A 23209-nucleotide genomic window follows, 5' to 3' on the forward strand; every position below is an offset into this window, starting at 1 on the left:
GTGGTGCGCCGACGGGCGGCGGCAGGACGTGCCTCTGGCGAAAGGGGCTTCGCGCTCATCAGCGTCCTCGCCGTGCTCGCGATCCTGGCCGTGCTGGTCGGCGGCTTCGCGCTCGCGAGCCGGCGCTCGCTGGAGCTAAGCCGCAACGCGGTCGCCGCCGCGACCGCCCGCGCCCGGGCCGAGGCCGGCATCTCGCTAGCGCTCGCCCATCTGCTCGATCCCGATGCGACGCAACGCTGGAACGCCGACGGCCGCGCGCATGCCGTGCGCTTCGACGGCGCCACCATCACCGTCACCATCCAAGACGAGGCCGGCAAGATCGACCTCAACTGGGCGCCGCTCGAGCTCATCGCCGGACTGCTCGCCGAAGTGGGCGTCCCGACCGACGCCGCGCAGTCGATCCTCGACGCGATCGACGCGCGTCGCAAGGCCGGGACCCTGCCCGAGGCGCCGCCGGGCGACCGCGCCGGCGCGGCCCTCCTCGGCGGGCCGCGGCTCCGCGACCTGGCAGGGGCACCATTCCGGCTGGTCGAGGAACTGAAGTCCGTGCCGGGTGTCAGCCAGGACCTCTACGACCGGCTGCGACCGGCCGTCACGGTCTATTCCGAGAGCCGGCACATCGACCCGGCGAGCGCGCCGCGATTGGTGCTGCTGGCATTGCCCGACATGACGCCGGTCTCGGCGGACGCCATCCTGGCGGCGCGCCCAGCGACGGGCGGCCAGCCGCGACCGGACCTGCCGGCGGCGGCGCGGGCCTTCATCGGCGGCGGCGATCCGCGCGCGGTAACGATCACCGCGACCGTCGATCACCTGACCCGCCGCGCCGTGGTGTCGCTGACCGGCCGGGCGAACCAGCCGTACCAGATCCTTGAATGGCGGCAGGATTTCGGCAGCTAACGGCGTGCCGGCTTGTCGCGCAGCAGCAGCACCGCCTCGCCCTCGCTGCCGGTGAGCACGAGCCGGTCCGACGCGATCGAACGGACTGTCCAGCCGCCGAGCGTCTCGCCCTCGTGCACGCGCAGCAGCTTCCGGTCGTTTTCCGGACGCACGAGCGCAATCCGCTCAGGTCCAGAGGTCAGGATGCCAGTGAGCTTAAAATGCTGCTCGACCGCGGACAGCGCGGCATCGCCTGAGGCGGGCGGCCGGCGGCTCTGGCTGAACAGCGGTCGCTGGGTCACGGCCGCATAGGCTTCGAGCGGCCCGAGTGATGTCGCCGCAGACGGCGGTGCCGGCGCGGCCGAGGGCGACGTCGTCCGGCTCGGCTCGGGCGAGGCTGGCTCCCGCCCGAACGTCTGCCATTCGGCACCGATCACGGCGGCGAGCAGCACGCAGGCCGCGGCCCAAGCGAGGGTGTTCGATCGGCCGAGCCTCATGGCGCGCCTCGCAAGAAACCGTAGAGATCGACCGAGAAGTCCAGCAGCACCCGGTCCGGATTGCGCTCGACCTGCCGGTCGGCCGCCTTGGTGCGGATGCTGAGACCGTCGAGCACCAGGGTCGGCGACCCGGCCTCCGCCGCATAGAGCACCCGCTGGATCGCCGGCAATGTCATGGACATCTCGCCGCGCACACCGACGCGGCGGAAGCCGCCGATCTGCCAGACCGGCAGCACCTGCGTGCTCTTGAGTTCGCCATGAACCGAGTCGACCAGGGTCTTGAGCCGCGCCTGCAGGTCGGCGGCGGCCAGGGTCTCGTTCGGCGCGGCGAGGAAGCCCTGGCTCGCACGCGTCTCGCGGACGAGCCGCTCCCGCTCGGCCCGAAGTTCCGGCAACCGCTCGGCGAACGCCCGATAGCGCGCCGACAGCGCGTCGAGCCGCGCGATCTCGGCCATGCGCGCCGCATACGCGTCGAGCACGGGATCGACGACGAGTGCCTTCAGCGCGAGGAGTGCCAGGCCGAGGAGGACGAGCGCTGCGGCCCTACCGACCCAGGTCGGCCGATGAGGCGTCATGGCGCGGCCCTCCCCGCGACCTCAGCCGCGATGTTGAACTGCTCCTGCACGCTGTGCGGCGCTTGCGTCACCGGCGAACGGAACGACGGCTTCGCAAAGAAGCCCGAGCGATCGAGCAGGGCGATGACCGACGAGGCCGACGCCGTCGATCCGGTGATCGCGACCGCATCGCCCGACATCTCGAATGCGGTCAGCCAGGTGTCGTCGGGCAGCAGCTTGGTCAGCGCGTCGAGCGTCCGGGTCGGCGACGGCGCCGCGCGCTTGCGTTCGCCGAGAAACCCCGCGTCCCGGCTGCGGGCCTGGATCTCGGCCTCCAGCCGGAGCGCTTCATCCGCCTCGCGCTTTTCCGCTGCGACCACGTCCGTGAGCGTATCGATGTGCTGCTGCATGCGGACGAGCGGCACCACGATCGTCGCGGCGGCCAGCACGACGGCCAGGCCGGCAAGCAGCCCGGGCACGCCGCGGCGCCATGACCGGCTGCCGATCGATGCTTCGCGCCCCCGGAGGTCGGGCGAGGCCAGTGGATAATGCTCGTCACCCGCGACTTCGACCCGAGAGGGTGCCACGCCCAGCGCCGTCGCGCGCGCAACCAGGGCATCGACCGCGGCCCGCGCGGCGATCGTGAGTTCGACCCGCAGCTGGGCCCGCGCCCGATCGCGCTCGACCACGCGGAAGGCGTGATAGACCGTCTCGGGCGGATAGGGTGAGCGGCGCGGCAATTCGAACTCGACGGCATCCGCGAGATTGCGCTCTGCGGCGAGCGGCAGCGGCAGGATCGAGCGGAGCGCAATCTCTGCCGGCAGCTGGATCGTCGCGGCCGAGAGGCGGCGCGCCGCCACCAGCCGCTCGACTTCGGCGGCGCCCTCGCCCACGGCAACCATCTCGGCGCCCTTGCGGATCGAGAGGCACAAGTCGCCAGTCGCAGCTGGTGCCACCACCCATTCGCTCTTCGCCGCCGCAATCCGGCGCCGGAGCCGCTCGGGCAAAGAGGCGCGCAATTCGCCGAGCCACCAGCCGAGGGCGCGGCGCGCGACGATGGAGAAGGTCGAGAAGGTGCTGGTCACCATCATGGTCGGGCGGTCATCCAAGAGAGCCGGACGTCATTGGAACCCGGCCTCGGCCGGACGCGGCGCTACGACGAGATCGGGCGCTGACGAACCATCGGCGAAGGTAATACGAAGGCGGACGAGTGCCGGCAGCCCCCAGGCGCCGGGCCAACGGTCATGCCAGCCCGGCCGTCCGGCGCCGACGTCGGCGCCGAAATAGGCGAAGCGCGCGGCGCCGACCCCGTCGAGCAGCACCGAGCGGGACTGGCGCGCGTCACCGAGGGCGCCGGCACGGAACACCAGCCGATGCCGCCCGCCCTCGTCCTCGACGCCGAGCCGCTCGGCATGGAACGCGCCCGGCGCCAGATAGACCGGCGGCGGGCCGACGAAGCGCAGGCCATTCGCCGTGCCGTCGAACGCGACGGCGTCCTCACCATCTCCCGTCGGCAGCGGGCGCGCATCGGCCAGCACCCGCTCAAGGAAATTGCTGGTGAGCGCTAGCCCGGACGCCCGGTCAAGCCGGTCCGTGCCGCCAGCAACGAGATGGCCGATCGTGCGCAACCCGCCGGACAGCAGGACCGACATCAGCCCGAAGATCGCGAGCACGACCAGCAGCTCGAGGAGCGTGAAGCCGGCAGTGCCCTCGCTGGACTGGCGGGCCGTCATCGCGGCGCCCCCAGGCGGATGGTCTGGAGCGCCACGGCCCGCCGCGCGGTACCGTCGGGCCACGACACGCTCGCCGCCAGGACATAGGGCACCAGATAACCGTTGGCGGCGATATCGCTCTCGCGCCGGACCGTGGCGCGGACGTGGAAGCGCCCTTGGTCGAGTTCCGCCACGTCGCCGTCGCGGAGCGGCGCCACCGTGCCCATCGCCTCGAGCGTCGATTCGGCGAGTGCTGCCGCCGAGGTCTCGGCCTCAGCCCGCGCCATTCCGGTAAGCGCGCTTCTGGTGAGCCCGAACAGCGCGCCCAGGGCCAGCACCGCAATGGCAAGCGCGATCAGCACCTCGATCAAGGTGAAACCCCGGTCATTGCGGGCTCTCGACGGTGACCCGGCCCGTGACCCAGTCGACGCGCACGTCGAGACGGCGAGTACCATCGGCGAGCGCCACGCCGCCGCCGGTCGAGCTGCCATCCGGAAAGAAGCGGATGGCGCCGGCCGCGCGGCCGAGCTGTTCGCCCTCGACCGTGAGCATGGCGAGGCGGAGGCCGGACGGCAGGTGTCGAGTTCGGCCCGGCCCGCCCTCAAATGCGCCGGTCGCGAGGTCGAGCGCGAATTCCGCCGGCCGCCCCTCGTCGATCGCCCGGGCCCGCGCCCGCTGCATCTGGTCGGCCAGCTCATGGGCGGCACTCCTGAGGCGGGCACCGCCGTCGAGACGCGACAGCACCGGCGCCGCCATGGCGAAGACCGTGGCGACGAGCGCCAGGCACACCAGGAGCTCGATGAGCGTGAACCCGGCAGCACCGGCGCGGGTTCGAGCGACGGCCCCGCATGTCATGCCGCGACGTCATAGACGCTGAGGATCGCCGTCAGCAGCGCACCGACGATGGCCGCGACGACGGCGCCGAGCAGGATGGTGACGGCCGGGACCAGCAATGCCAGCAGACGAGCGATGCCGCGCCGCGCCTCCTCGTCGAAGATCTCGCCCAGCTTCAAGAGCATGTCCTCGAGCCGGCCCGCTTCCTCGCCGGCGCGGATCAGCTGCACGGCGAGCGGCGGAATGCCCGGCGCCTCGGCAAGCGCCGTGGCCATCGGCTTGCCCGCTTCGAGGGCCGCGCCGAGCGGCGCCAGGGCGCCGGCGATCGCCCGGTTGCCGACGGCTTCTTCGGCGATCTTGAGTGCTGCGAGCGGCGAGAGGCCGTTGCCGAGCAGGGTGCCGAGGGTCAGCGCGAAACGCCCGATCTCGAGCTTCACGACGATGTCGCCGAGCCGCGGCAAGCGCAGCAGCCACGCGTCGCGCCATCGCCGGACGTCCGGCCGCTTCAGCGCCTCCCGCCCGGCGAGCGCCGCCAAGCCGGCAAAGACCAGCGCCGCCCAGCCATAGCCGTTCACCAGGTCGGATGCCGTCAGCACCGCCTCGGCCGCAAACGGCAGAGGGCCGGCGCTCTGCTCCAGCATCGGTCGGAACTGCGGCACGACGTTGCCCAGCAGCATCGCGACCGTGCCGGCACCGGTCAGCAGCACCAGGCTCGGATAGATCAGCGCCGACGTCGCTTCATCCGCGATCGCGAGCGAGCGGCGCAGATAGTCGGCGATCCGGCGCAGCGCACGATCGAGCGAGCCGCCCGCCTCGCCGGCGCGCACCATGCCGATGTAGAAGCGCGGGAAGAAACCGCCCTCAGCCGCCATGGCGTCGGCGAGCGTGCTGCCGGAGCGGACGCGATCCAGTACGGCCTGCACGACCTCCCGGTCGTCCGGCCGGTTGAGGATGTGCTTTGCGAGGTCGAGCGTCCGGTCGAGCGCCAGCCCGGCCTCGAGCAGGGTCGCGAGCTGCTCGGTCAGCGCCAGCAGCTGGCGCTCCGACCGGCGCCCCAATGAGCGGCGGGGCTTCATGAGCGGCGCCGTCAGGATATGGGCCGGCAGCAGGCGGGCGAGACGGCGCTCCGACGCCACTTCGGCGCGGATCGGCACATGGCCGAGGCGATGCAGTTCGGCCACGATCGCCGCCCGGCTCTCGCCCTCCATCTCGCCGGTGACGAGCTTGCCAGACCCGGCAACCGCCTCGTAGCGATAGAGCGCCATGACCAATCACGGCTCCCGCGTCACGAGCAGCACCTCTTCGAGCGTGGTCACACCGGCGAGTGCCTTCGCGAGCCCGTCCTCGAACATCGGCACCATGCCCTCCTCGACCGCAAGCCGGTGGATCTCGGCCGCCTCGGCACGCCGCAGCACCAGGCGGCGGATCGGATCGCTCATGACCAAGAGTTCGGCAACGGCGAAGCGGCCGCGATAGCCGGTGCCGTGGCAGGCGGCGCAGCCGCGCGCGCGATGGAACTGGAGCGGTCCGGCCGTCTCCGGCAGCCGCAGCTCACGGGCCAGTTCCGGCGCCGCTTGATACGGTTCGGCGCAGGCCGGGCAGAGCCGGCGCACCAGGCGTTGCGCCCAGATCCCGGTGACGGTCGAGGTCACGAGGTAATTGTCGACGCCCATGTCGATGAGCCGGGCGATCGTCGCCGCGGCGCCGTTCGTGTGCAGCGTCGACAGCACCAGATGGCCGGTGAGTGCCGCCTGGACCGCGATCTGCGCGGTTTCGAGGTCGCGCATCTCGCCGATCATGACGACGTCCGGGTCCTGGCGCAGGATCGAGCGCAGCACGCTTGCGAAATCGAGCCCGATCTGCGGCTTGACCTGGATCTGGTTGACGCCGTCGACCTGGTACTCAACCGGGTCTTCGACGGTGAACAGCTTCTTCTCCGGCGCGTTGAGCCGCATCAGCGATGTATAGAGCGTCGTCGTCTTGCCGCTGCCGGTCGGCCCGGTGACAAGCAGGATGCCCTGCGGCCGGTCGAGCAGATCGCAATAGCGGCGGATGAGCGGCGGCTCGAATCCCAGGCTCGGCAGGTCGCCGGCCAGGCTCGACCGGTCGAGGATGCGCAGCACCACGCTTTCGCCGTAGAGCGTGGGCGAGGTCGAGACGCGCAGGTCATAGTCTTGGCCCTGCACCGTCGTCCGGATCCGACCGTCCTGCGGCAGGCGCCGCTCGGCGATGTTGAGCTTCGCCATGATCTTGATGCGCGAGGTGATCGCCGCCCTCAGGCGAAACGGCGGCGCCTCGACATCACGCAGCTGCCCGTCGATCCGGTAGCGGACGGCGAGCCGGTTCTGGAACGGCTCGATGTGGATGTCGGAGGCGCGCGCCTCGACCGCGCGGGCGATCAGCTGGCCGACCAGCTTGATGACCGGCGCCTCGCTCGCAAGGTCGCGGAGCCGGTCGGCATCCTCGAGCAACTCGTCGTCGTCCCCCACCCCGCTGCGCGGCGTCTCGTCCGATTGCGGCCCTGCCGGCCGATAGAGGCGCTGATAGGCCGCCTCGAGCTCCGACGGGATGGCGACCAACGGTCGGATCGCCCGAGCCACGACAAGCGCCATCGCGCGCCGCGCGTGGTCGTCGAACGGATCGACCATGGCGAGCGCCAACTCGTCGGCGCTCTCGGACAGCGGCACGATGCCGTTCTGGTGCAGGAAGCCGGTGTTGAGCCGATCCGCGAGCACGGGCTCGGCCGGATAATCGACCGGCCCGGCGAGAGGAAGGCCGAGCTCGGCCGCGACCACCTCGGCCACGTCGCGCTCGCCGGCGAAGCCGAGCTTGATCAGCAGCGCCTCGAGACGTTCCTCTGTGCCCGCCTGCAGGCGCAACGCCCGGTCGAACGCCGCCGGGTCGAGCTTGCCGCGTTCGATCAGGCCATCGGCCACCGCGCGCTCGAACAGCCTGCGTTCCGCCCCCTGGGTCACCATCTCGCGTTTTCCGACCGCACCATCGGCCGTTTATAGCGCCGGCATCTGACAGTTCTGTGACGGCCAACCGCTGCGCGGGAGCTTTCTTAATTTTGTATGTACGCTGGCGAAATTTCCGAAAACCGAAACACGGCCGTCATTTAACAATTTTATAAAATCCCGCGCATTTAGCCGGCCAGGCATCGAGGCCGGCTTTTTCGATTTTCCCGGCTTCGATTTTCCTGGGGTGGAAACATGCACATCAAGTCCGCGTCGATTTTACGGAAGGCCGTGGCAAGCACGCTTATGGCTGCCACGTCGCTCAGCACCACGCTCGTTCCGATGTCCGCCCTGGCTGCGACCACCGGCACGGCCACGCCGATCCAGCATGTCGTCGTGCTGTTTCAGGAGAACGTCTCGTTCGACCATTATTTCGGCACCTATCCGAAGGCCGCCAACAACGGCGGCGAGACGACCTTCGCCGGCGTCGCGGCGCCGAGCTTCACCGCCAAGACGAACACGCCGGACGTGGCCGGCCTGACGCCGGCTCTGCTGACGCACAACCCGAACAAGGATACGAGCGGCAACGCCGCCAACCCGTTCCGGTTCCTGCCGTCGCAGGCCTTCACCTGCAGCATGAACCATGCCTACACGGGTGAAGAGGCCGCGGCCGACAAGGGCCTGATGGATCAGTACCCGCAGAACAACGCCAACCGCGGCAACGGCTGCGACCCGGCCGGCTCGACCGTCATGGGCTATTACGACGGCAACCTCGTGACCGCCTACTGGACCTACGCACAGCATTACACGCTGAGCGACAACAGCTACGGCACGAACTTCGGTCCGTCGACGCCGGGTGCGCTCAACCTGATTTCGGGCAACACCTACGGCGGCCAGCTGCCGATCGCGACCTCCTCGGGCAATGCCTACGATCCGGGCAACACGACGGGCGAGCAGGACGTGAGCCTGCTGAACGATCTCGACGCCTATCTCGACGATTGCGGCGGCGACAAGGGCGGCACGGCCCATGCCGCGACGCTGCAGATGAACGGCCCGAACATCGGCGACCTGATGAACGCCAAGGGTGTTACCTGGGGCTGGTTCCAGGGCGGCTTCGCGCCGACCCAGGCCGCGACCTTCGACGGCAACGGCAACATGCTGACCCCGGCCGTGTGCGGCGCCACCCACACGGGCCACCAGGTCACCGTCAACGGCACGACCTACACGGTGCCGAACCCGACGATCAATTTCACGGGCGACATCCATACGAACGTCGCGGACTATTCCTCGCACCACGCGCCGTTCATGTACTACCCGAACACCCGGAACCCGCATCACCTGCGCCCGACCTCGGTCGCGGCGATCGGCACGACGGACCAGGCCAACCACAACTACGACACCAGCGACTTCTTCGCGGCACTCGCCAACGGCAACCTGCCGGCGGTCAGCTTCATCAAGGCACCGGCCTATCAGGACGGCCATCCGGGCAACTCGGACCCGCTGACCGAGCAGGCCTGGATCGTGTCGACCATCAATGCGATCCAGCAGTCCTCGGCCTGGGGCACCACGGCGATCATCATCGCCTATGACGATTCGGACGGCTGGTACGACCATGCCATGCCGACGAACGTGCGCCAGTCGACGATCAGCGCCGACGCGCTGACCGGCACCGCCGCCTGCGGCACCGCGCCCACCGGTGGCGTCCAGGGCCGTTGCGGCTTCGGCCCGCGCCTGCCCATGATCCTGGTCTCGCCCTACGCCAAGACCAACTTCGTCGACCACACGCTGACCGACCAGTCGTCGATCATCGCGTTCGTCGAGAAGAACTGGAACCTCGGCTTCATCGACGGCCCGACGGCGCCGACCTACGGCTCGGGCTCGACCGACCGCTACGCCGGTGCGCTCGACGGCATGTTCGACTTCGTCGACGCGCCCAACACCCGCCAGCTCCAGCTCGACCCGATCAAGGGCACGATCGTCGGCAAGGCCTGGTAAGTCCCGCGCGCCAGGCGACGGTCCGGGGCCCCGCTCCGGACCGTCGCCCTCCCCCGGGGCCCCTATCGATAACGGAGATTTCCCATGAACATGCGCGTTCTTCTCGCGGCCGCAGGGATGGCGCTCGCCGTCGTGGCCGCCCAGCCAGCCAAGGCCGACATCATCGTCAACGGCGACTTCGGGACCAACGACTTCACCGGCTGGACCTTGAGCGGCAGCAACCTCAGCGCCGTCAGCGTCGGCCACGCCACGGCCGCCCCGGGCTCGATCGGCGCACCGACCGGCAATGCCGCTTATCTCGGCACCTTCGGCAGCGAGATCGACCTGTCGCAGGCCCTCTCGACCGTCGCGGGCACGACCTATGACCTGACGTTCCAGCTGCAGGCCGACAGCGGCACGGCGGCGCCCGACTATTTCACGACGACGATCGACGGCGTGGTGCTGAGCCAGCTGTCGCTCCTCAACGTCGGCGACCAGGTCTTCCAGACGTTCGACGCGCAGTTCACCGCGACCGGCAGCTCGACGCTGCTCAACTTCGCCGTCTCCAACGATCCCTCGTTCTTCGAGCTCGCGAACGTGTCGGCGACCGACGTGCCGGAGCCGCCGACCTGGGCGCTGCTGATGGCGGGCGTTGCGGGCCTCGTCGGGCTCGGCCTGCGCCGTCGCAACACGCCTGCGACCTTCGCCTGAGACCATACGCGATCGACATGGGCGAGGCCGTCCGTCCCGGGCGGCCTCGCCTCTTTGATTCTGCCAAGATCATGCGCCGTCTCCCGCCGAGGCGGCCGAGGAGCCCCGGGTGAGCCGTTTCCTTGCCGCAATCCAATTCACCGCTCTGCTGCTGCTTGTGGCGCCCCAAATCGTCGCGCCCCAGGCGGCGCGCGCGGACTGGGACGATCAGCCCGGTTTCGGCTTCACCGGCGACTACCTCGTCACGAGCCCTGAGGCGCCTTGCGGCACCGGCACACCGCCGCGCGGCCATTTCCCGCCCGAGATCCCCACCACGGCCCCGTTCCAGATCGTGACGCTGACGGTGAAGCAGGACCCGAACCGGCTCTGCTACGTGTTCGGCAAGATCGCCGAGGCGCCGACGATCCGCGTGCGCCAGGGCGAGGACATGTTCATCAAGTTGCGGAACGAGATCACCGATCCGGCGGCGCTCGACAAGCTGGTGCCCGTGGGCCATCTCGACGACCCCAATCCCGAGATCAAGGCCGAGGCCGGCACCTACCCGGTCGAGCCGGCGATGCATCACAAGGCGACCGGCCGGACCAACCTGCATGTCCATGGCCTCGCCGTATCGCCGAACGTGCCGCAGGACGAGACGTTGAAGACCTGCGTCGATCCGGCGACCGGCCCCTCGCCGACTAGCCCGGCCCCGACCAGCCCGGCCCTCTGCGGGCGGCGCGAGTTCGTCTATCACTATCGCATCGCCCCCACGATGCCCGCCGGCCTCTACTGGTACCATCCGCATGTCCATGGCGAGGTCCAGGCGCAGATGCTGATGGGCCTGTCGGGCGCCTTGATCGTCGAAGGTCCGGCCGATGACGCGCGCCGCGCCGCCGGGATCGAGGACCGCGTCTTCGTCATCCGCCAATCCCAGGATCTGGACGCGCCGCCGCCCGCTGCCGCCACGGCCGATGCGGCACCCGCCAAGCCCGAGGCAGCCAAGCCCGACGCGCCCAAGCCCGAGGCAGCGAAGCCGCATCGCAAGCGGCCGAAGCTCGAGGGCGAGCAAATCGACACGGCCGACGAGATGGCCTGCTCGGACAACGCCGGCACCGACGAGCTGACCCTGAACGGCGCCCAAGTGCTCGACGGCGACGCGAAGGACACCGACCTCGCCCATCTCGAGATCGCCGCCGGGCAGAAGCAGCTCTGGCGCGTGCTGAACGCAGCGACGGACTCCTTCCTCGATCTGCAGCTGGTCGACGAGACGGGCAAGGCAGTGCCGATGGCGATCGAGGCGCGCGACGGCGTGCCGCTCATCAACGACGCCGGCAACCTGCTGGCGGCCGAGAGCACGGCGGCGGCACAGCTGGTGCCGCCCGCGGGTCGGCTCGAGTTCTACGTCGACGCGCCAGCCGTAGGCCGGAAGCTCTATCTCGTCAGCCACAAGGTCGACACCGGCTGCGCCGGCGACAAGGTGCCGGAACGCAAGCTCGCCTATCTGACCGCGATCGAGCCGACCCAGCCGCTGCCGCCGGCGAAGCTGCCGGCGCCGATCACGACGGCCGCCCTGCCCGGCCCGTTCAACGGCATCCTGGCGCGCAAGACCGACAAGGTCCGCACCCTCGCCTTCGCCGAATATCCGCATCCGGGCTCGGACGACCTCAACGACTTCTATATCTTCGAGCGCAAGCCCGGCGCCGTCGTGCGCCCTTACGATATGGGCGGCGAGCCGGCGATCACGGTCAATGCCGGCACGACCGAGGAATGGGTCGTCGAGAACTGGACCAACGAGCTGCACGCCTTCCACATCCACCAGGTGCACTTCCGCGTGCTCGAGGTGAACGGCAAGCCGGAGAAAGATCCGGAACTGCTCGACGTCATGACTGTGCCGGCTGCGCGTACGAGCTCTGGCGACGTGACCAAGGCGAAGGGACCTGTCATGCCCGGCCGGATCCGCATCAAGCTCTATTTCCCACCGGAGCTGGCCGGCGACATCCCGTTCCACTGCCATCTGGTCGACCATGAGGATTCCGGGATGATGGCGGTGCTGCGCGTGCTGCCGCCGCAGACCGCACAGCAGCGGAAAGCGGAACTGACGCCGGCGGACCTGCTGAAGAACGCGCCGATCTGCCGCGCAGCCGACGGCACCGCGCCTTCGTCGAAGCCGGAATAGAAATGGAAAGGGGCGCTCCGGCATCGACGGAGCGCCCCCAATCAGGCGGAAAAGGATCGGGCCGATCGCCTCAGGTGGCAATCTGGATTAGATAGGTCTCACCCTGACTGACCGTCCAGCGCTCGCCGGAACCATCCTTGTAAGTGCCGTTGTAGAGGGCCACCACCTGGGACGTCGTCAGCGGATAGTTGCTGATGTTGGCGCCGCTGCTGCGGTTGCTGTTGAGCGCATTCAGATAGCCGGCCGCGTACTGGGACTCGGTGCTGCCCGGCATGTTCTTCAGCACATATCCCAGCGGCTGGTTCGGACCCGCGCCGAAGAGCGCCGCAAACGTCAAGGAAGCGTCGGGATAGCTGTTGTTGTAGTGGTTGGACGGCTGCGGACTGGCCAAGGCCGCGTTCGAGGTGTAGGCCTGCTTCCAATAGCCGGGCGACCGACCGGTGCCGCAGCTCACCCCCAACGGCTGGTGCGACAGGTTGTTGATGCCGCCCGCCGTCTGCGCCGAGAGGAACGCCGACGGCACGACGCAGGAACCACCGTAGACCGGTCGGTTGCGCATCAGCACGACGCCGGTCGCGGCCCCGGCAGCCCCCGCCATCCAGGCGCGGCGCGAGGGCTTTCCCGCACCGGCAGCCGACTTCGGCATGTCGACAGAACCAGGCGCACCGGCCGCGCCCGCGGCCTGGTCACCCTGGATCGGCGCCGGCATTTCCGGCGATAGCTTTTCCGTCATAAGAGTTGCCCGAAAGCCGTTAAAAAGAAGCGGAAATTACCGACGCGTAAACCGTCGGGTTCCTTTACACATTGCCAGAGACGCCGGCGAGTGCTCGAGGGCCACCGCTCAGAATAATATGCTACCGATGAATTGTTTAATTTTGTGTAGCGAAAAGGACGATTGCTGGCAAGGGGCCAACATAGCCGCAGGTATGTCATCGCGGCTGTGGCGCAACGCGCGACTGTGGACGGTCGTTCCGGGGAAGCGAGCGGGCGCATCTCGCGGCACGCCGCCCCCGTACCATGGCTCCGGCGCCGTGCGGAACACGGCTAACCGCGCCGCGACACTATGTCATTGAAAAGGGAGGTTGGCGGAGGGGATGGGATTCGAACCCACGATAGAGGTTTACCCTCTATAACGGTTTAGCAAACCGCCGCCTTCAGCCACTCGGCCACCCCTCCACCGATGAGTGGGTTTTTTCACGGCGTTTGTGCAACCGTTCTTAAAGAGGGGCGGTCAACCTGTCAACGGACTGTCTCGCACGCCACGTCCCCGTCGCGCGCAGGGCGGCTGCGCGCGGTCGACCAGAGCGTTTTTCTTGCGCCCCCGACGCAAGTCCGGCGCCGGCCCGGCCACAAGCCGGCGCGCCGGCGTGTGTTACCAGCGTGTGTTAGAGGATCTGCGCGATCAGATAGCTGACCCCGACGACCGCGGCCCAACTGGCAGTGGCGGAGGCAAGCGCCACCGTCACGCGCAGGCTGCGTGACCATTTGAGGTCTTTCGAGGCGCCCCCCATCGGGCAACGCGTGGAATGTTCCGAATTTACGAGCATGATCACGGCCTTGACCCCTCCCCGGGTCCCTGCTGTTTCATGACACAATGATGATATAGGCAAATTAACAACAAATGCAAAAGGGGTCGAGCATCGCTCGACCCCTTTATTTACTTCGCAGTTGCGAGATAAATTACGGCGCCAGCTTCTTGCGCAACAAATCGTTGAGCAAGGCGGGATTGGCTTTGCCCCCGGTTGCTTTCATCACCTGGCCGACGAAGAAGCCGAACAGCTTGTCCTTCCCGGAACGGTATTCAGACACCTTATCTCCATTCGCCGCCAGCACAGCATCGATCGCCTGCTCGATGGCGCCGGTATCCGTCACCTGCCGCAAGCCCTGCGACTCGACGATCTCGCCGGCGCTCTTGCCGGTTTCGAGCATCGCCTGGAACACGTCCTTGGCGATCTTGCCCGAGATCGTGTTGTCGGCGATGAGATCGACAAGTTCGCCCAAGGCCTTGGCCGAGATCGGCGACGCCTCGATGCCCACGCCCAGCTTGTTCAAGGCGCCGAACAGGTCGCCGGTCACCCAGTTGGCCGCGAGCTTCGGATCGCGGCCTGCAGCCACCTCCTCGTAGTAGTACGCAGTCGCCTGCTCGGCCACCAGCACGCCCGCGTCATAAGGGCTGAGCTTGAAGTCGGCGATGAAGCGCGCCTTCTTCGCGTCCGGCAGCTCCGGCATATCCGCCTTGACCCGCTCGATCATTGCCGGATCGAGCACCAGCGGCAGCAGGTCCGGATCGGGGAAGTAGCGATAGTCGTGCGCCTCCTCCTTGGAGCGCATGGGCCGCGTGACGCCGCGGCCGGAATCGAACAGGCGCGTCTCCTGCTTGATCGCGCCGCCGTCCTCCAGCACCTCGATCTGGCGTCGCGCCTCGTACTCGATCGCCTGCATGACGAAGCGGATCGAGTTCACGTTCTTGATCTCGTTGCGCGTGCCGTAGGGCTCGCCCGGCCGGCGCACCGAGACGTTGCAGTCGCAGCGCATGGAGCCTTCCTCCATGTTGCCGTCGCAGGTGCCGAGATAGCGCAGGATCGAGCGCAGCTTCTTGAGGTACGCCCCCGCCTCCTCGGCCGAGCGCATGTCGGGCTCCGACACGATCTCCATCAGCGGCACGCCGGCCCGGTTGAGATCGATGAAGGTCATCGTCGGCGACTGGTCGTGCAGGCTCTTTCCCGCGTCCTGCTCCAGGTGCAGGCGCGTGACGCCGACCTCGCGCGTCGAGCCGTCGGGCATATCCAGCACGAGCTGGCCCTTGCCCACGATCGGCTGGCTGAACTGCGAGATCTGATAGCCGTTCGGCAGATCGGCGTAGAAATAGTTCTTCCGGTCGAACACCGAGACCTGGTTGATCTCAGCATCGAGGCCGAAGCCGGTCTTGATCGCCTTCTCGACCGCCTGCTCGTTGATGACCGGCAGCATGCCCGGGAAGCCGGCATCGACCGGCGAGACCTGGGTATTGGGGTCGGCGCCGAACGCGGTCGCAGCCCCAGAGAACAGCTTCGCCTCGGTCGTGACCTGGGCATGGACCTCGAGGCCGATCACGACCTCCCACTTGCCGGTCCGGCCTTCGATCAGCAACTCGTCGCGCACGGGAACGGTGGTGCTGCTCATGGCTCAGGCCCTCCCCGCCCGCTCGGGCTTCGCTGTGAACCCCGCCGCCGTCTCGAGCGCGCCGGCGGCGCGGATCATGGTCTCCTCGTCGAACGCCCGGCCGATGATCTGCAGGCCCAGGGGCAGGCCGTCGGCCGTGAGCCCCGCCGGCACCGAGATGCCCGGCAGGCCCGCGAGATTGACCGGCACGGTGAACACGTCGTTCAGGTACATGGCGAGCGGATCGTCCATCTTCTCGCCGATCCCGAAGGCGGCCGACGGCGCCGTCGGCGTCAGGATGACGTCGCACTGCTGGAACGCCTGCTCGAAATCCTTGGCGATCAAGGTGCGCAGGCGCTGGGCCTTCAGGTAATAGGCGTCGTAATAGCCGGCCGATAGCACATAGGTGCCGATCAGCACGCGCCGCTTCACCTCCGCGCCGAAGCCTTCGGCCCGGGTGTTCTCGTACATCTCGTCGAGCGAGGCGCCCGGCACGCGCAGGCCGAAGCGCACGCCGTCGTAGCGCGAGAGGTTGGCCGAGGCCTCGGCCGGCGCGATGATGTAATAGGTCGGCAGCGCGTACTTGGTCATCGGCAGGCTGATCTCGACCGGCGTGGCGCCCGCCGCCTTCATCCAGTCGATGCCCTGCTGCCACAGCGCCTCGATCTCGGCCGGCATGCCGTCGAGGCGGTATTCCTTGGGAATGCCGACGCGCAAGCCCCGGATGTCGCCGGTGAGTGCCGCCTTGAAGTCCGGCACGGCGAGCGGTGCCGAGGTCGAATCCTTCGGATCATGGCCGGCCATGACGCTGAGCATGATCGCCGCGTCCTCGACCGTGCGGGTCATAGGCCCCGCCTGATCGAGCGACGACGCGAAGGCGACGATGCCCCAGCGCGAGCAGCGGCCATAGGTCGGCTTCAGCCCGACGATGCCGCAGAAACCGGCCGGCTGGCGGATCGAACCGCCGGTGTCGGTGCCGGTCGCCGCCAGCGCCAGGCGGGCGGCGACCGAGGAGGCCGAACCGCCGGACGAGCCGCCCGGAACCAGCTGGCGATTGCCGCCTTCCTTGCTCCAGGGATTGATGACCGGGCCGTAATAGCTCGTCATGTTCGACGAACCCATGGCGAACTCGTCGAGATTGAGTTTGCCCAGGCAGGTGGCGCCGGCATCCCACAGCTTCTGCGTGATGGTCGACTCATAGGGCGGCTTGAAGCCGTCCAGGATGTGCGAGGCGGCCGTGGTCAGCACGCCCTTGGTGCAGAACAGGTCCTTGATCGCGATCGGCAGGCCCTCGAGCACGCCGCCCTCGCCGCGCGCCAGGCGCTCGTCGCTCGCCTTCGCCATATCGAGCGCCTTCTCCGGCGTCTCGGTGATGAAGGCGTTCAAATCGCGCGACGCCTCGATCGCGGCGATATGCGCCTTCGCAAGCTCGACGGCGGAGAATTTCCTGTCGGCCAGCCCCTTGCGGGCGGACGCCAGGGTCAAATCGGTAAAATCGCTCATTACTCGACCACCTTCGGCACGGTGAAGAAACCGTGCAGCGCACCGGGCGCGTTCTTCAGGATGTCGTCGGCCCGATTGCCGTCGGTCACCTTATCGGGACGCATCGGCAATGTGATGGCGGCGACGCTCGTCATCGGCTCGACACCTTGCGTGTCGACCTCGTCCAATTGCTCGACCCAATGGAGGATCTTGTTGAGCTCTTGGCCAAGCGCTTCGCGATCGGCTTCGGGAACCTTGATGCGTGCCAGGGTGGCGATGCGCGCCACGGTGGCCTTGTCCAACGACATGAGATAAACCTCGGGGTCTTCCGGGAACGCCACCGCCGGAAGGTCCGCCTCGGGATCGCTCGTGCGGGAAAACCGAGCGCGGCCCAGGGCGTTGCCTGATCTCGACGGAAGCCGGAAGCTAGCACCCCATCATGCCGATCCGCAACCCTACGGAACTCAAGGCCTGCCTCGCCCCGGGCGAGCGGCTCCTGGGGCTCGATCTCGGCACCAAGACGATCGGCCTCGCGCTCTCCGACACGCTGCTGATGGTGGCCTCGCCCTTGAAGACGCTGACGCGCGGCAAGTTCAAGGACGACGCGGCGGCACTGGCGGCACTCCGCCGCGAACATCGGGTGGGTGCGCTCGTCCTGGGCCTGCCCATCAACATGGATGGCACCGAGGGACCGCGCGCCCAAGCGACCCGCGCCTTCGCGCGCAATCTGATGGCGATAGACGACCCGAACATCCTGTTCTGGGACGAGCGCCTGTCGACCGCTGCCGTGACGCGCGGCATGATCGAGGCCGATCTCTCGCGCAAGCGCCGGGCCGAGATCGTCGACAAGGCGGCGGCGGCCTATATCCTGCAGGGCGTGCTCGACCGGCTCGCCTATATGGCATCCGTACCACCCGCCCCTGATTCCGAGCCGTGAGCCTTATTGCGCCATGACCGATCTGCAGCTGCGCATCGCGGTCGTCGTCCCGTCCGGCGACGTACTCCATGCCGATTTCGCCATGTCGCTCGCCCGGATGTGCGCCGCGACCCAGGGCCTCAGGCTCAATGTCATCAACACCAAGTCGTCGATCGTCGCGATCGCGCGCAACAACGGCGTCGAGCTCGCCCAGGAGTTCGACGCCCATTATCTCCTGTTCCTCGACAGCGACATGATGTTCCCGGAGGCGACGCTCCTGCGCCTCTTGATGCACCAGCGGGACATCGTGGGGGCGACATATCCGAAGCGCGTTCCGCCCTATAACGCGCTTGGCACCGTGCTGCCGGGCGACGTCTCCAAAACGGCGTCGGGCCTGATCGAGATGGCGCGCATTCCGACCGGCTGTCTGCTCGTCAAGATGAGCGTGTTCGAGCAGCTCGCCCGGCCCTATTTCCGTTTCGACGCGAACGAGACGACCGGCGACATTATCGGCGAGGACTATATCTTCTGCGACCGCGCGCGGTCCGCAGGCTTCCGCATCTGGTGCGACCCGGCGCTCTCGCACGAGATCGGCCACATTGGCCAGCAGGTGTTCAGGATTCCGCTGGTGCAATCGGCAGAAACCATACCGTCAGAAACCACACCTTCCGCGAGCCAATAACGCTTTACCGCTTGACCCGGGCCGGCGGCGGATCAATCTAGTGGCAATCCTTTTGGCCCACGGACTTGGCTGCCATGGTCGACGCCGTCACCGGCACTAGCACGGTTGCAACGCTCCAGATCGCCAACGCCAGCGCGCAGATCGCGGCGACGACGAACACGATCGCGAGCCAGATCGACGCTGCCCAGAGCAACGCCGGCCAAATCAACACCGGCTCGCCGCCCAGTGCCGTGTTCGGCTCGTCGGCAGTCTCGGCGCCACCGGTGACAGGGACTCAGCCGTCGAATGCCGCGGCTCAGGTGTTCCAGGCGCTGCAGACACCGCCCGCGGTCGGCACCAGCGCCACCGCACAGTCCGTCTCGCGCTCGCCGGCCTACGATGTGTCCTATCAGCCCAGCTCGCCCGCGGCCGATGGCCAGGGCCTGGTCGCGCGGCCGAACGAAAACCCGGTGCAGCAGACGGTCGAGGTCGCGACGGCCACGAACGCCTTCGCGGCCAATGTCCAGTCGCTGCAGACGACGAACCAGATCAATCACAGAATCCTGGACGTGACGACCTGAGCCCGCGGAACATATCGGGCCGGATTTGCCGCGGGCGCTCAGCCAGTTGTCACCCACGGGACGGGGGCTTATACGTCTTGCCTCATGGATAAGCTCCCTTCCCCGCTCTTCCCGCACCGGCACCTGCTCGGCATCGACGGCCTCAAGGCCGACGAGATCAGCGCGCTCCTCGACCTGGCCGAGGGCTATGTCGAGCAGAACCGCGCCGACGACAAGAAGCGCACGGTGCTGCGCGGCCGCACGATCATCAACCTGTTCTTCGAGAACTCGACGCGCACCCGCACCAGCTTCGAGCTGGCCGGCAAGCGCCTGGGCGCCGACGTCATCAACATGTCGGTCGACGGCACGTCCATCAAGAAGGGCGAGACGCTGATCGACACGGCGATGACCTTGAACGCCATGCACCTGGACGCGCTCGTCGTGCGCCATCACGAGAGCGGCGCCGTCCATCTCCTGGCCGACAAGATGAACTGCGCGGTGATCAATGCCGGTGACGGCGCGCATGAGCACCCGACGCAGGCGCTGCTCGACGCGCTCACCATCCGCCGGCGCAAGGGCAGCCTCAAGGGCCTGACCGTCGCGATCTGCGGCGACATCCTGCACAGCCGCGTCGCCCGCTCCAACATCGCGCTCCTCAACATCATGGGGGCCCGCGTCCGGGTCGTCGCGCCGCGCACGCTGCTGCCGGCGCAGATCGAGCGCCTCGGCGTCGAGGTGTTCCACGACATGGCGCGCGGCTTGGCCGACGTCGACATCATCATGATGCTGCGCCTGCAGATGGAGCGGATGAACGGCAACTTCCTGCCGTCGCTGCGCGAGTATTTCCATTTCTACGGACTCGATCAGGCGAAGCTCGCCAAGGCCAAGCCCGACGCGCTCATCATGCATCCGGGGCCGATCAACCGCGGTGTCGAGATCGACAGCGCCGTCGCCGACGACATCGACCGCAGCCTGATCCTGGGCCAGGTCGAGATGGGCGTCGCCGTGCGCATGGCGTGCCTCGACCTGCTGCTGCGCACCGACGAAAAGCGGAACGACGCCTGATGCCCTCGACGCTGTTCAAGAACGCCCGCCTCATCGACCCCTGGACGCATCTCGACCAGGCGGGCGACCTGCTCGCCGTCGACGGCACGATCCGCGCGGTCGGCGCCGATGCCGCCCCCGCGGCGCCGGCCGATGCGGTCATCATCGATTGCGCCGGCCAATGCCTGGCGCCCGGCCTCGTCGACATGCGCGTGCACCTGTCCGAGCCTGGCCACGAGCATCTGGAAGACATCGAGACGACGAGTCGCTCCGCCGTCGCCGGCGGCATCACCTCGCTGGTGGCATTGCCCGGCACCGAGCCGGTGCTGGACGACGTCTCGACCGTCGAGTTCGTGTCGCGTCGCGCCCGAAAGCTGGGGCTGGTCAATATCTATGCCTATGGCGCCGCGACCCGCGGCCTCGCCGGCAAGGAGCTGACCGAGATGGGCCTGTTGGCGCAGGCCGGCGCCGTGGGCTTCACCGATGGCGGCAGGGCGATCGCCGACGCGCTCGTCATGCGGCGCGCCTTGAGCTACGCCCGCACCTTCGACCAGCTGATCGTGCAGCACCCGGAGGAGCCGAAACTTGCCGCCGGCGGTGCGGTGACCGAGGGCGAGGTCGCGACGCGGCTCGGCCTGCCCGGCATCACGCCCGCGGCCGAACTCATCATGGTCGAGCGCGACCTGCGCCTGGTCGAGATCACCGGCGCCCGCTACCACGTGGCCCATGTCTCGACCGCGGCCGCGATCGAGGCGATCCGCCACGCCAAGGCGCACGGCCTGCCGGTGAGCTGCGACACGGCGCCCGCCTATTTCATGCTGAACGAGACGGCGATCGAGGAATACCGCACCTTCACCAAGCTCTCGCCGCCGCTCCGGCCCGAGGCCGACCGACGCGCCGTGGTCGAGGGCCTGCGCGATGGCACGATCGACGCGATCGCCTCCGACCATCACCCGCACGACCAGGATTCGAAGCGCCTGCCCTTCACCTCGGCCGCCGCCGGCATCGTCGGGCTCGAAACCCTGCTACCGCTGGCGCTGACGCTGCATCACAAGGGCGAGGTGCCGCTGCTGCGCGTGCTGCGCGCGCTGACCCAGGCGCCGGCCGACATTTTGCGCCTGCCGATCGGCCGTCTCGCCGTGGGGGCCGCCGCCGACCTGGTGCTGTTCGACCTGGACCGGCCCCACCGCATCCGGGCCGACCAGTTCAAGTGCAAGGCGCGCAACACGCCGTTCGACGGGCTGCCCGTCCAGGGCACCGTGCTCAAGACCTTCGTCGCCGGCCGCAACGTCCATAGCAGCGACCGGGCCTGACGGCATGGCGTTCGACCCGACGGCGCTGGCCGCGACGATCGTCCTGGCCTATCTCCTGGGCTCGATCCCGTTCGGCCTGGTGCTGACGCGCCTGTTTGGCGCCGGCGACATCCGCAAGATCGGCTCGGGCAACATCGGCGCCACCAACGTGCTTCGCACCGGGCGCAAGGGGCTGGCGGCCGCGACCCTCATCCTCGACGGCGGCAAGGGTGCCGTCGCCGTCGGTCTCGCCGATCATTGCAGCACGGATCTCGCGATTTTCGCCGCCGGTGCCGCGCTGGTGGGCCATCTGTTCCCGGTCTGGCTCCGCTTCAAGGGTGGCAAGGGTGTTGCCACCACGCTCGGCGTCCTGCTCGCCATCGCCTGGCCGGTCGGCGTCGTCGCCTGCCTCGTCTGGCTGCTGGTCGCCTTCACGCTGCGCTATTCCTCACTCGCTGCCCTGGTCGCGATCGGCACGAGCCCGGTCGTCGCCTTGTTCCTGGCTGACGGGCCGCGCGCGATCCTGGCGCTGCTCATGGCCGTGCTGGTGTTCGCCCGCCACCACGAGAACATCCGCCGGCTCGCAAGCGGCACCGAGAGCAAGATCAAGCTCAAGAAGGCCTGAGGGCGACATTTCGGTCTCTCAGCCACCAGTTGACGCCCGCGCGCCGCATGGTCATGATTTGTTCCATGCCGTCCGACGCGATTCTCAATCCCCAGGAGCGGCTCGACTGGCTGCGGCTTATCCGCACGGAGAATGTCGGGCCGGTCACCTTTCATCAGCTGCTGCAGCGCCACGGCTCGGCCGCGGCGGCGCTCGCCGCCTTGCCTGAACTCGCCCGGCGCGGCGGCCGGCGCAATTTCACGGTCTTTTCGCGCGAGCAGGCGGAGCGCGAGCTCGCCGCCGTGCATCGGCTGGATGCCCGGCTCGTCGCCTGGGGCGAGCCGGACTATCCGCCGGCCTTGGCGCCGCTCGACGATGCGCCGCCGCTTCTGACCGTGCTCGGCCGCGGCGATCTTACGCACCGGCGTTCGATCGCGCTCGTCGGCGCGCGCAACGCGTCGGCTGCCGGCCAGCGCTTCGCGCGCGAGATGGCCTACGACCTGGCGCGCGCCGGCTTCGTCGTGACCTCCGGCCTCGCGCGCGGCATCGATGCGGCGGCTCATGGCGGCGCCCTCGCCCACGGCACGGTCGCGGTGGTCGGTGGCGGCGCCGACGTGGTCTATCCCGAGGAGAATCGCGGTCTCTATGAAGAAATCGTCGAGCGCGGCGCGGTCATGGCCGAAAGCCCGGTCGGCACCGTGCCGCAGGCACGGCACTTCCCACGGCGCAACCGGCTCATCTCCGGCATGTCGGACGGTGTGGTGGTGATCGAGGCGGCGCTTCGTTCCGGCTCCCTCATCACCGCGCGATTCGCCGCCGAGCAAGGCCGCGAGGTGTTTGCCGTGCCGGGCTCGCCGCTCGACCCGCGCTGCCGCGGCACCAACGACTTGATCCGCCACGGCGCCACACTGGTCGAGGGTGCCGAGGACGTGCTGACGGCGCTCGCGGCCTTGAGCGGGCGCGACGCCATCCCGCCCGTGCCTCGGCGGGTGCCACCCAGACCGCAACCGCCGAGGCCGCCGCCGGAAACGAGCCCGGCGGAGATCGAGGCGGCTGAGAAATCGGTCACAGGACTGTTGGGTCCGACGCCGGTTACGGTTGACGAACTTCTCCGCCAATGCCACTTGTCGCCGTCGATCATCGCAACGGTCCTGCTCGAGCTGGAACTGGCGGGGCGCCTGGACCGTCATCCCGGCGGTCTCGTCTCGCTGCGATGAACCATCGCCCAAGCTCCGCATT

At 68.5% G+C, this 23209-nt stretch carries 24 protein-coding genes and 1 tRNA gene; 11 read left to right on the forward strand and 14 right to left on the reverse strand.

All coding sequences use genetic code 11. From position 1 onward, the window contains the following. Positions 1-897, forward strand: a complete 897-nt coding sequence (locus tag IEY58_RS24400) for a type II secretion system minor pseudopilin (RefSeq protein ID WP_189050657.1) — start codon at positions 1-3, stop codon at positions 895-897. On the opposite strand, the gene IEY58_RS24405 is transcribed toward IEY58_RS24400, so the two are convergent. Genes IEY58_RS24405 through IEY58_RS24440 form a run of 8 tightly spaced genes read right to left on the reverse strand, consistent with a single transcriptional unit; the run spans position 894 to position 7451 of the window. Next, a complete protein-coding gene (locus IEY58_RS24405) occupies positions 894-1373 on the reverse strand; it encodes a hypothetical protein (protein ID WP_189050659.1) in 480 nt (159 codons plus the stop codon). The two genes, IEY58_RS24400 and IEY58_RS24405, sit on opposite strands and share 4 nt — an antisense overlap. Beyond that, on the reverse strand, positions 1370-1948 hold the full coding sequence (gspM, locus tag IEY58_RS24410; protein ID WP_189050661.1) for a type II secretion system protein GspM: 579 nt from the start codon (positions 1946-1948) through the stop codon (positions 1370-1372). The genes IEY58_RS24405 and gspM overlap by 4 nt, the downstream gene beginning before the upstream one ends. Next, positions 1945-3018, reverse strand: a complete 1074-nt coding sequence (locus IEY58_RS24415; RefSeq protein ID WP_189050663.1) for a PilN domain-containing protein — start codon at positions 3016-3018, stop codon at positions 1945-1947. Before IEY58_RS24415 ends, gspM begins: the two co-directional genes overlap by 4 nt. A gap of 30 nt (positions 3019-3048) precedes the next feature. Continuing rightward, positions 3049-3660, reverse strand: a complete 612-nt coding sequence (locus tag IEY58_RS24420; protein WP_189050665.1) for a prepilin-type N-terminal cleavage/methylation domain-containing protein — start codon at positions 3658-3660, stop codon at positions 3049-3051. Next, positions 3657-4130: a type IV pilus modification PilV family protein gene (locus tag IEY58_RS24425; RefSeq protein ID WP_407648445.1), complete on the reverse strand. Its 474-nt coding sequence runs from the start codon at positions 4128-4130 to the stop codon at positions 3657-3659. The genes IEY58_RS24420 and IEY58_RS24425 overlap by 4 nt, the downstream gene beginning before the upstream one ends. Continuing rightward, on the reverse strand, positions 4024-4494 hold the full coding sequence (locus IEY58_RS24430; RefSeq protein ID WP_189050813.1) for a GspH/FimT family pseudopilin: 471 nt from the start codon (positions 4492-4494) through the stop codon (positions 4024-4026). Before IEY58_RS24430 ends, IEY58_RS24425 begins: the two co-directional genes overlap by 107 nt. Further along, complete coding sequence (locus IEY58_RS24435; RefSeq protein WP_189050669.1) at positions 4491-5738, reverse strand: type II secretion system F family protein; 1248 nt, start codon at positions 5736-5738, stop codon at positions 4491-4493. The genes IEY58_RS24430 and IEY58_RS24435 overlap by 4 nt, the downstream gene beginning before the upstream one ends. A 6-nt stretch (positions 5739-5744) precedes the next feature. Then, the gene (locus IEY58_RS24440; RefSeq protein WP_189050671.1) at positions 5745-7451 is read right to left on the reverse strand and encodes a GspE/PulE family protein; all 1707 of its coding nucleotides are present in this window, start codon (positions 7449-7451) and stop codon (positions 5745-5747) included. 270 nt (positions 7452-7721) lie between these two features. Here IEY58_RS24440 and IEY58_RS24445 point away from each other — a divergent pair, with 270 nt between their 5' ends. The 3 genes from IEY58_RS24445 to IEY58_RS24455 all read left to right on the forward strand — a co-directional run bounded on the left by IEY58_RS24445 (position 7722) and on the right by IEY58_RS24455 (position 12270). Continuing rightward, the gene (locus IEY58_RS24445) at positions 7722-9425 is read left to right on the forward strand and encodes a phospholipase C (RefSeq protein WP_229743925.1); all 1704 of its coding nucleotides are present in this window, start codon (positions 7722-7724) and stop codon (positions 9423-9425) included. 84 nt (positions 9426-9509) lie between these two features. Further along, complete coding sequence (locus IEY58_RS24450; protein WP_189050673.1) at positions 9510-10115, forward strand: PEP-CTERM sorting domain-containing protein; 606 nt, start codon at positions 9510-9512, stop codon at positions 10113-10115. 109 nt (positions 10116-10224) lie between these two features. After that, positions 10225-12270, forward strand: a complete 2046-nt coding sequence (locus IEY58_RS24455; RefSeq protein WP_189050675.1) for a multicopper oxidase family protein — start codon at positions 10225-10227, stop codon at positions 12268-12270. 70 nt (positions 12271-12340) lie between these two features. On the opposite strand, the gene IEY58_RS24460 is transcribed toward IEY58_RS24455, so the two are convergent. From IEY58_RS24460 to gatC, 6 genes are all read right to left on the reverse strand, one after another. Beyond that, entirely contained in the window at positions 12341-13003 is a 663-nt protein-coding gene (locus IEY58_RS24460) for a hypothetical protein (RefSeq protein WP_189050677.1), read from the reverse strand. A gap of 350 nt (positions 13004-13353) precedes the next feature. Next, positions 13354-13446 (reverse strand) — tRNA-Ser (locus tag IEY58_RS24465). A 209-nt stretch (positions 13447-13655) separates the two neighbouring features. Next, positions 13656-13823: a hypothetical protein gene (locus tag IEY58_RS24470; protein ID WP_189050679.1), complete on the reverse strand. Its 168-nt coding sequence runs from the start codon at positions 13821-13823 to the stop codon at positions 13656-13658. Between the two features lie 127 nt (positions 13824-13950). Next, positions 13951-15432, reverse strand: a complete 1482-nt coding sequence (gene gatB, locus IEY58_RS24475; RefSeq protein ID WP_189050681.1) for an Asp-tRNA(Asn)/Glu-tRNA(Gln) amidotransferase subunit GatB — start codon at positions 15430-15432, stop codon at positions 13951-13953. A gap of 3 nt (positions 15433-15435) precedes the next feature. Further along, a complete protein-coding gene (gatA, locus tag IEY58_RS24480) occupies positions 15436-16914 on the reverse strand; it encodes an Asp-tRNA(Asn)/Glu-tRNA(Gln) amidotransferase subunit GatA (protein WP_189050683.1) in 1479 nt (492 codons plus the stop codon). Continuing rightward, entirely contained in the window at positions 16914-17201 is a 288-nt protein-coding gene (gene gatC / locus IEY58_RS24485) for an Asp-tRNA(Asn)/Glu-tRNA(Gln) amidotransferase subunit GatC (protein ID WP_189050685.1), read from the reverse strand. Before gatC ends, gatA begins: the two co-directional genes overlap by 1 nt. A 131-nt stretch (positions 17202-17332) precedes the next feature. Here gatC and ruvX point away from each other — a divergent pair, with 131 nt between their 5' ends. The 7 genes from ruvX to dprA all read left to right on the forward strand — a co-directional run bounded on the left by ruvX (position 17333) and on the right by dprA (position 23187). Then, positions 17333-17830 carry a Holliday junction resolvase RuvX gene (gene ruvX, locus IEY58_RS24490; protein WP_189050687.1) on the forward strand — a complete coding sequence of 166 codons (498 nt, stop codon included), beginning with the start codon at positions 17333-17335 and terminating at the stop codon, positions 17828-17830. A 13-nt stretch (positions 17831-17843) separates the two neighbouring features. Beyond that, positions 17844-18491 (forward strand): glycosyltransferase family 2 protein, encoded by a 648-nt coding sequence (locus tag IEY58_RS24495; RefSeq protein ID WP_229743926.1) that lies wholly within the window; start codon positions 17844-17846, stop codon positions 18489-18491. 74 nt (positions 18492-18565) lie between these two features. After that, positions 18566-19051 carry a flagellar basal body rod protein FlgC gene (locus tag IEY58_RS24500; protein WP_189050689.1) on the forward strand — a complete coding sequence of 162 codons (486 nt, stop codon included), beginning with the start codon at positions 18566-18568 and terminating at the stop codon, positions 19049-19051. An 84-nt stretch (positions 19052-19135) separates the two neighbouring features. Beyond that, positions 19136-20095 carry an aspartate carbamoyltransferase catalytic subunit gene (locus IEY58_RS24505; RefSeq protein ID WP_189050690.1) on the forward strand — a complete coding sequence of 320 codons (960 nt, stop codon included), beginning with the start codon at positions 19136-19138 and terminating at the stop codon, positions 20093-20095. Continuing rightward, a complete protein-coding gene (locus IEY58_RS24510; RefSeq protein WP_189050691.1) occupies positions 20095-21387 on the forward strand; it encodes a dihydroorotase in 1293 nt (430 codons plus the stop codon). Before IEY58_RS24505 ends, IEY58_RS24510 begins: the two co-directional genes overlap by 1 nt. A gap of 4 nt (positions 21388-21391) precedes the next feature. Then, positions 21392-21991 carry a glycerol-3-phosphate 1-O-acyltransferase PlsY gene (gene plsY, locus IEY58_RS24515; protein ID WP_189050692.1) on the forward strand — a complete coding sequence of 200 codons (600 nt, stop codon included), beginning with the start codon at positions 21392-21394 and terminating at the stop codon, positions 21989-21991. Positions 21992-22056: 65 nt separating this feature from the next. Next, positions 22057-23187: a DNA-processing protein DprA gene (dprA, locus tag IEY58_RS24520; protein ID WP_229743927.1), complete on the forward strand. Its 1131-nt coding sequence runs from the start codon at positions 22057-22059 to the stop codon at positions 23185-23187. Positions 23188-23209: the final 22 nt, after the last annotated feature.

Source organism: Aliidongia dinghuensis, from assembly GCF_014643535.1.
Lineage (GTDB): Bacteria > Pseudomonadota > Alphaproteobacteria > ATCC43930 > CGMCC-115725 > Aliidongia > Aliidongia dinghuensis.

Excerpts from the sequence above, each read along its gene's own strand:
- gspM (WP_189050661.1), bottom strand. The coding sequence starts at position 1,948 with ATGACGCCTCATCGGCCGACCTGGGTCGGTAGGGCCGCAGCGCTCGTC.
- IEY58_RS24495 (WP_229743926.1), top strand. The coding sequence starts at position 17,844 with ATGACCGATCTGCAGCTGCGCATCGCGGTCGTCGTCCCGTCCGGCGAC.
- IEY58_RS24415 (WP_189050663.1), bottom strand. The coding sequence starts at position 3,018 with ATGATGGTGACCAGCACCTTCTCGACCTTCTCCATCGTCGCGCGCCGC.
- IEY58_RS24510 (WP_189050691.1), top strand. The coding sequence starts at position 20,095 with ATGCCCTCGACGCTGTTCAAGAACGCCCGCCTCATCGACCCCTGGACG.
- IEY58_RS24405 (WP_189050659.1), bottom strand. The coding sequence starts at position 1,373 with ATGAGGCTCGGCCGATCGAACACCCTCGCTTGGGCCGCGGCCTGCGTG.
- IEY58_RS24420 (WP_189050665.1), bottom strand. The coding sequence starts at position 3,660 with ATGACGGCCCGCCAGTCCAGCGAGGGCACTGCCGGCTTCACGCTCCTC.
- IEY58_RS24430 (WP_189050813.1), bottom strand. The coding sequence starts at position 4,494 with ATGACATGCGGGGCCGTCGCTCGAACCCGCGCCGGTGCTGCCGGGTTC.
- IEY58_RS24460 (WP_189050677.1), bottom strand. The coding sequence starts at position 13,003 with ATGACGGAAAAGCTATCGCCGGAAATGCCGGCGCCGATCCAGGGTGAC.
- IEY58_RS24505 (WP_189050690.1), top strand. The coding sequence starts at position 19,136 with ATGGATAAGCTCCCTTCCCCGCTCTTCCCGCACCGGCACCTGCTCGGC.
- IEY58_RS24500 (WP_189050689.1), top strand. The coding sequence starts at position 18,566 with ATGGTCGACGCCGTCACCGGCACTAGCACGGTTGCAACGCTCCAGATC.
- gatB (WP_189050681.1), bottom strand. The coding sequence starts at position 15,432 with ATGAGCAGCACCACCGTTCCCGTGCGCGACGAGTTGCTGATCGAAGGC.
- plsY (WP_189050692.1), top strand. The coding sequence starts at position 21,392 with ATGGCGTTCGACCCGACGGCGCTGGCCGCGACGATCGTCCTGGCCTAT.
- ruvX (WP_189050687.1), top strand. The coding sequence starts at position 17,333 with ATGCCGATCCGCAACCCTACGGAACTCAAGGCCTGCCTCGCCCCGGGC.
- IEY58_RS24425 (WP_407648445.1), bottom strand. The coding sequence starts at position 4,130 with ATGGCAGCTCGACCGGCGGCGGCGTGGCGCTCGCCGATGGTACTCGCC.
- IEY58_RS24450 (WP_189050673.1), top strand. The coding sequence starts at position 9,510 with ATGAACATGCGCGTTCTTCTCGCGGCCGCAGGGATGGCGCTCGCCGTC.
- gatC (WP_189050685.1), bottom strand. The coding sequence starts at position 17,201 with ATGTCGTTGGACAAGGCCACCGTGGCGCGCATCGCCACCCTGGCACGC.
- gatA (WP_189050683.1), bottom strand. The coding sequence starts at position 16,914 with ATGAGCGATTTTACCGATTTGACCCTGGCGTCCGCCCGCAAGGGGCTG.
- IEY58_RS24440 (WP_189050671.1), bottom strand. The coding sequence starts at position 7,451 with ATGGTGACCCAGGGGGCGGAACGCAGGCTGTTCGAGCGCGCGGTGGCC.
- dprA (WP_229743927.1), top strand. The coding sequence starts at position 22,057 with ATGCCGTCCGACGCGATTCTCAATCCCCAGGAGCGGCTCGACTGGCTG.
- IEY58_RS24435 (WP_189050669.1), bottom strand. The coding sequence starts at position 5,738 with ATGGCGCTCTATCGCTACGAGGCGGTTGCCGGGTCTGGCAAGCTCGTC.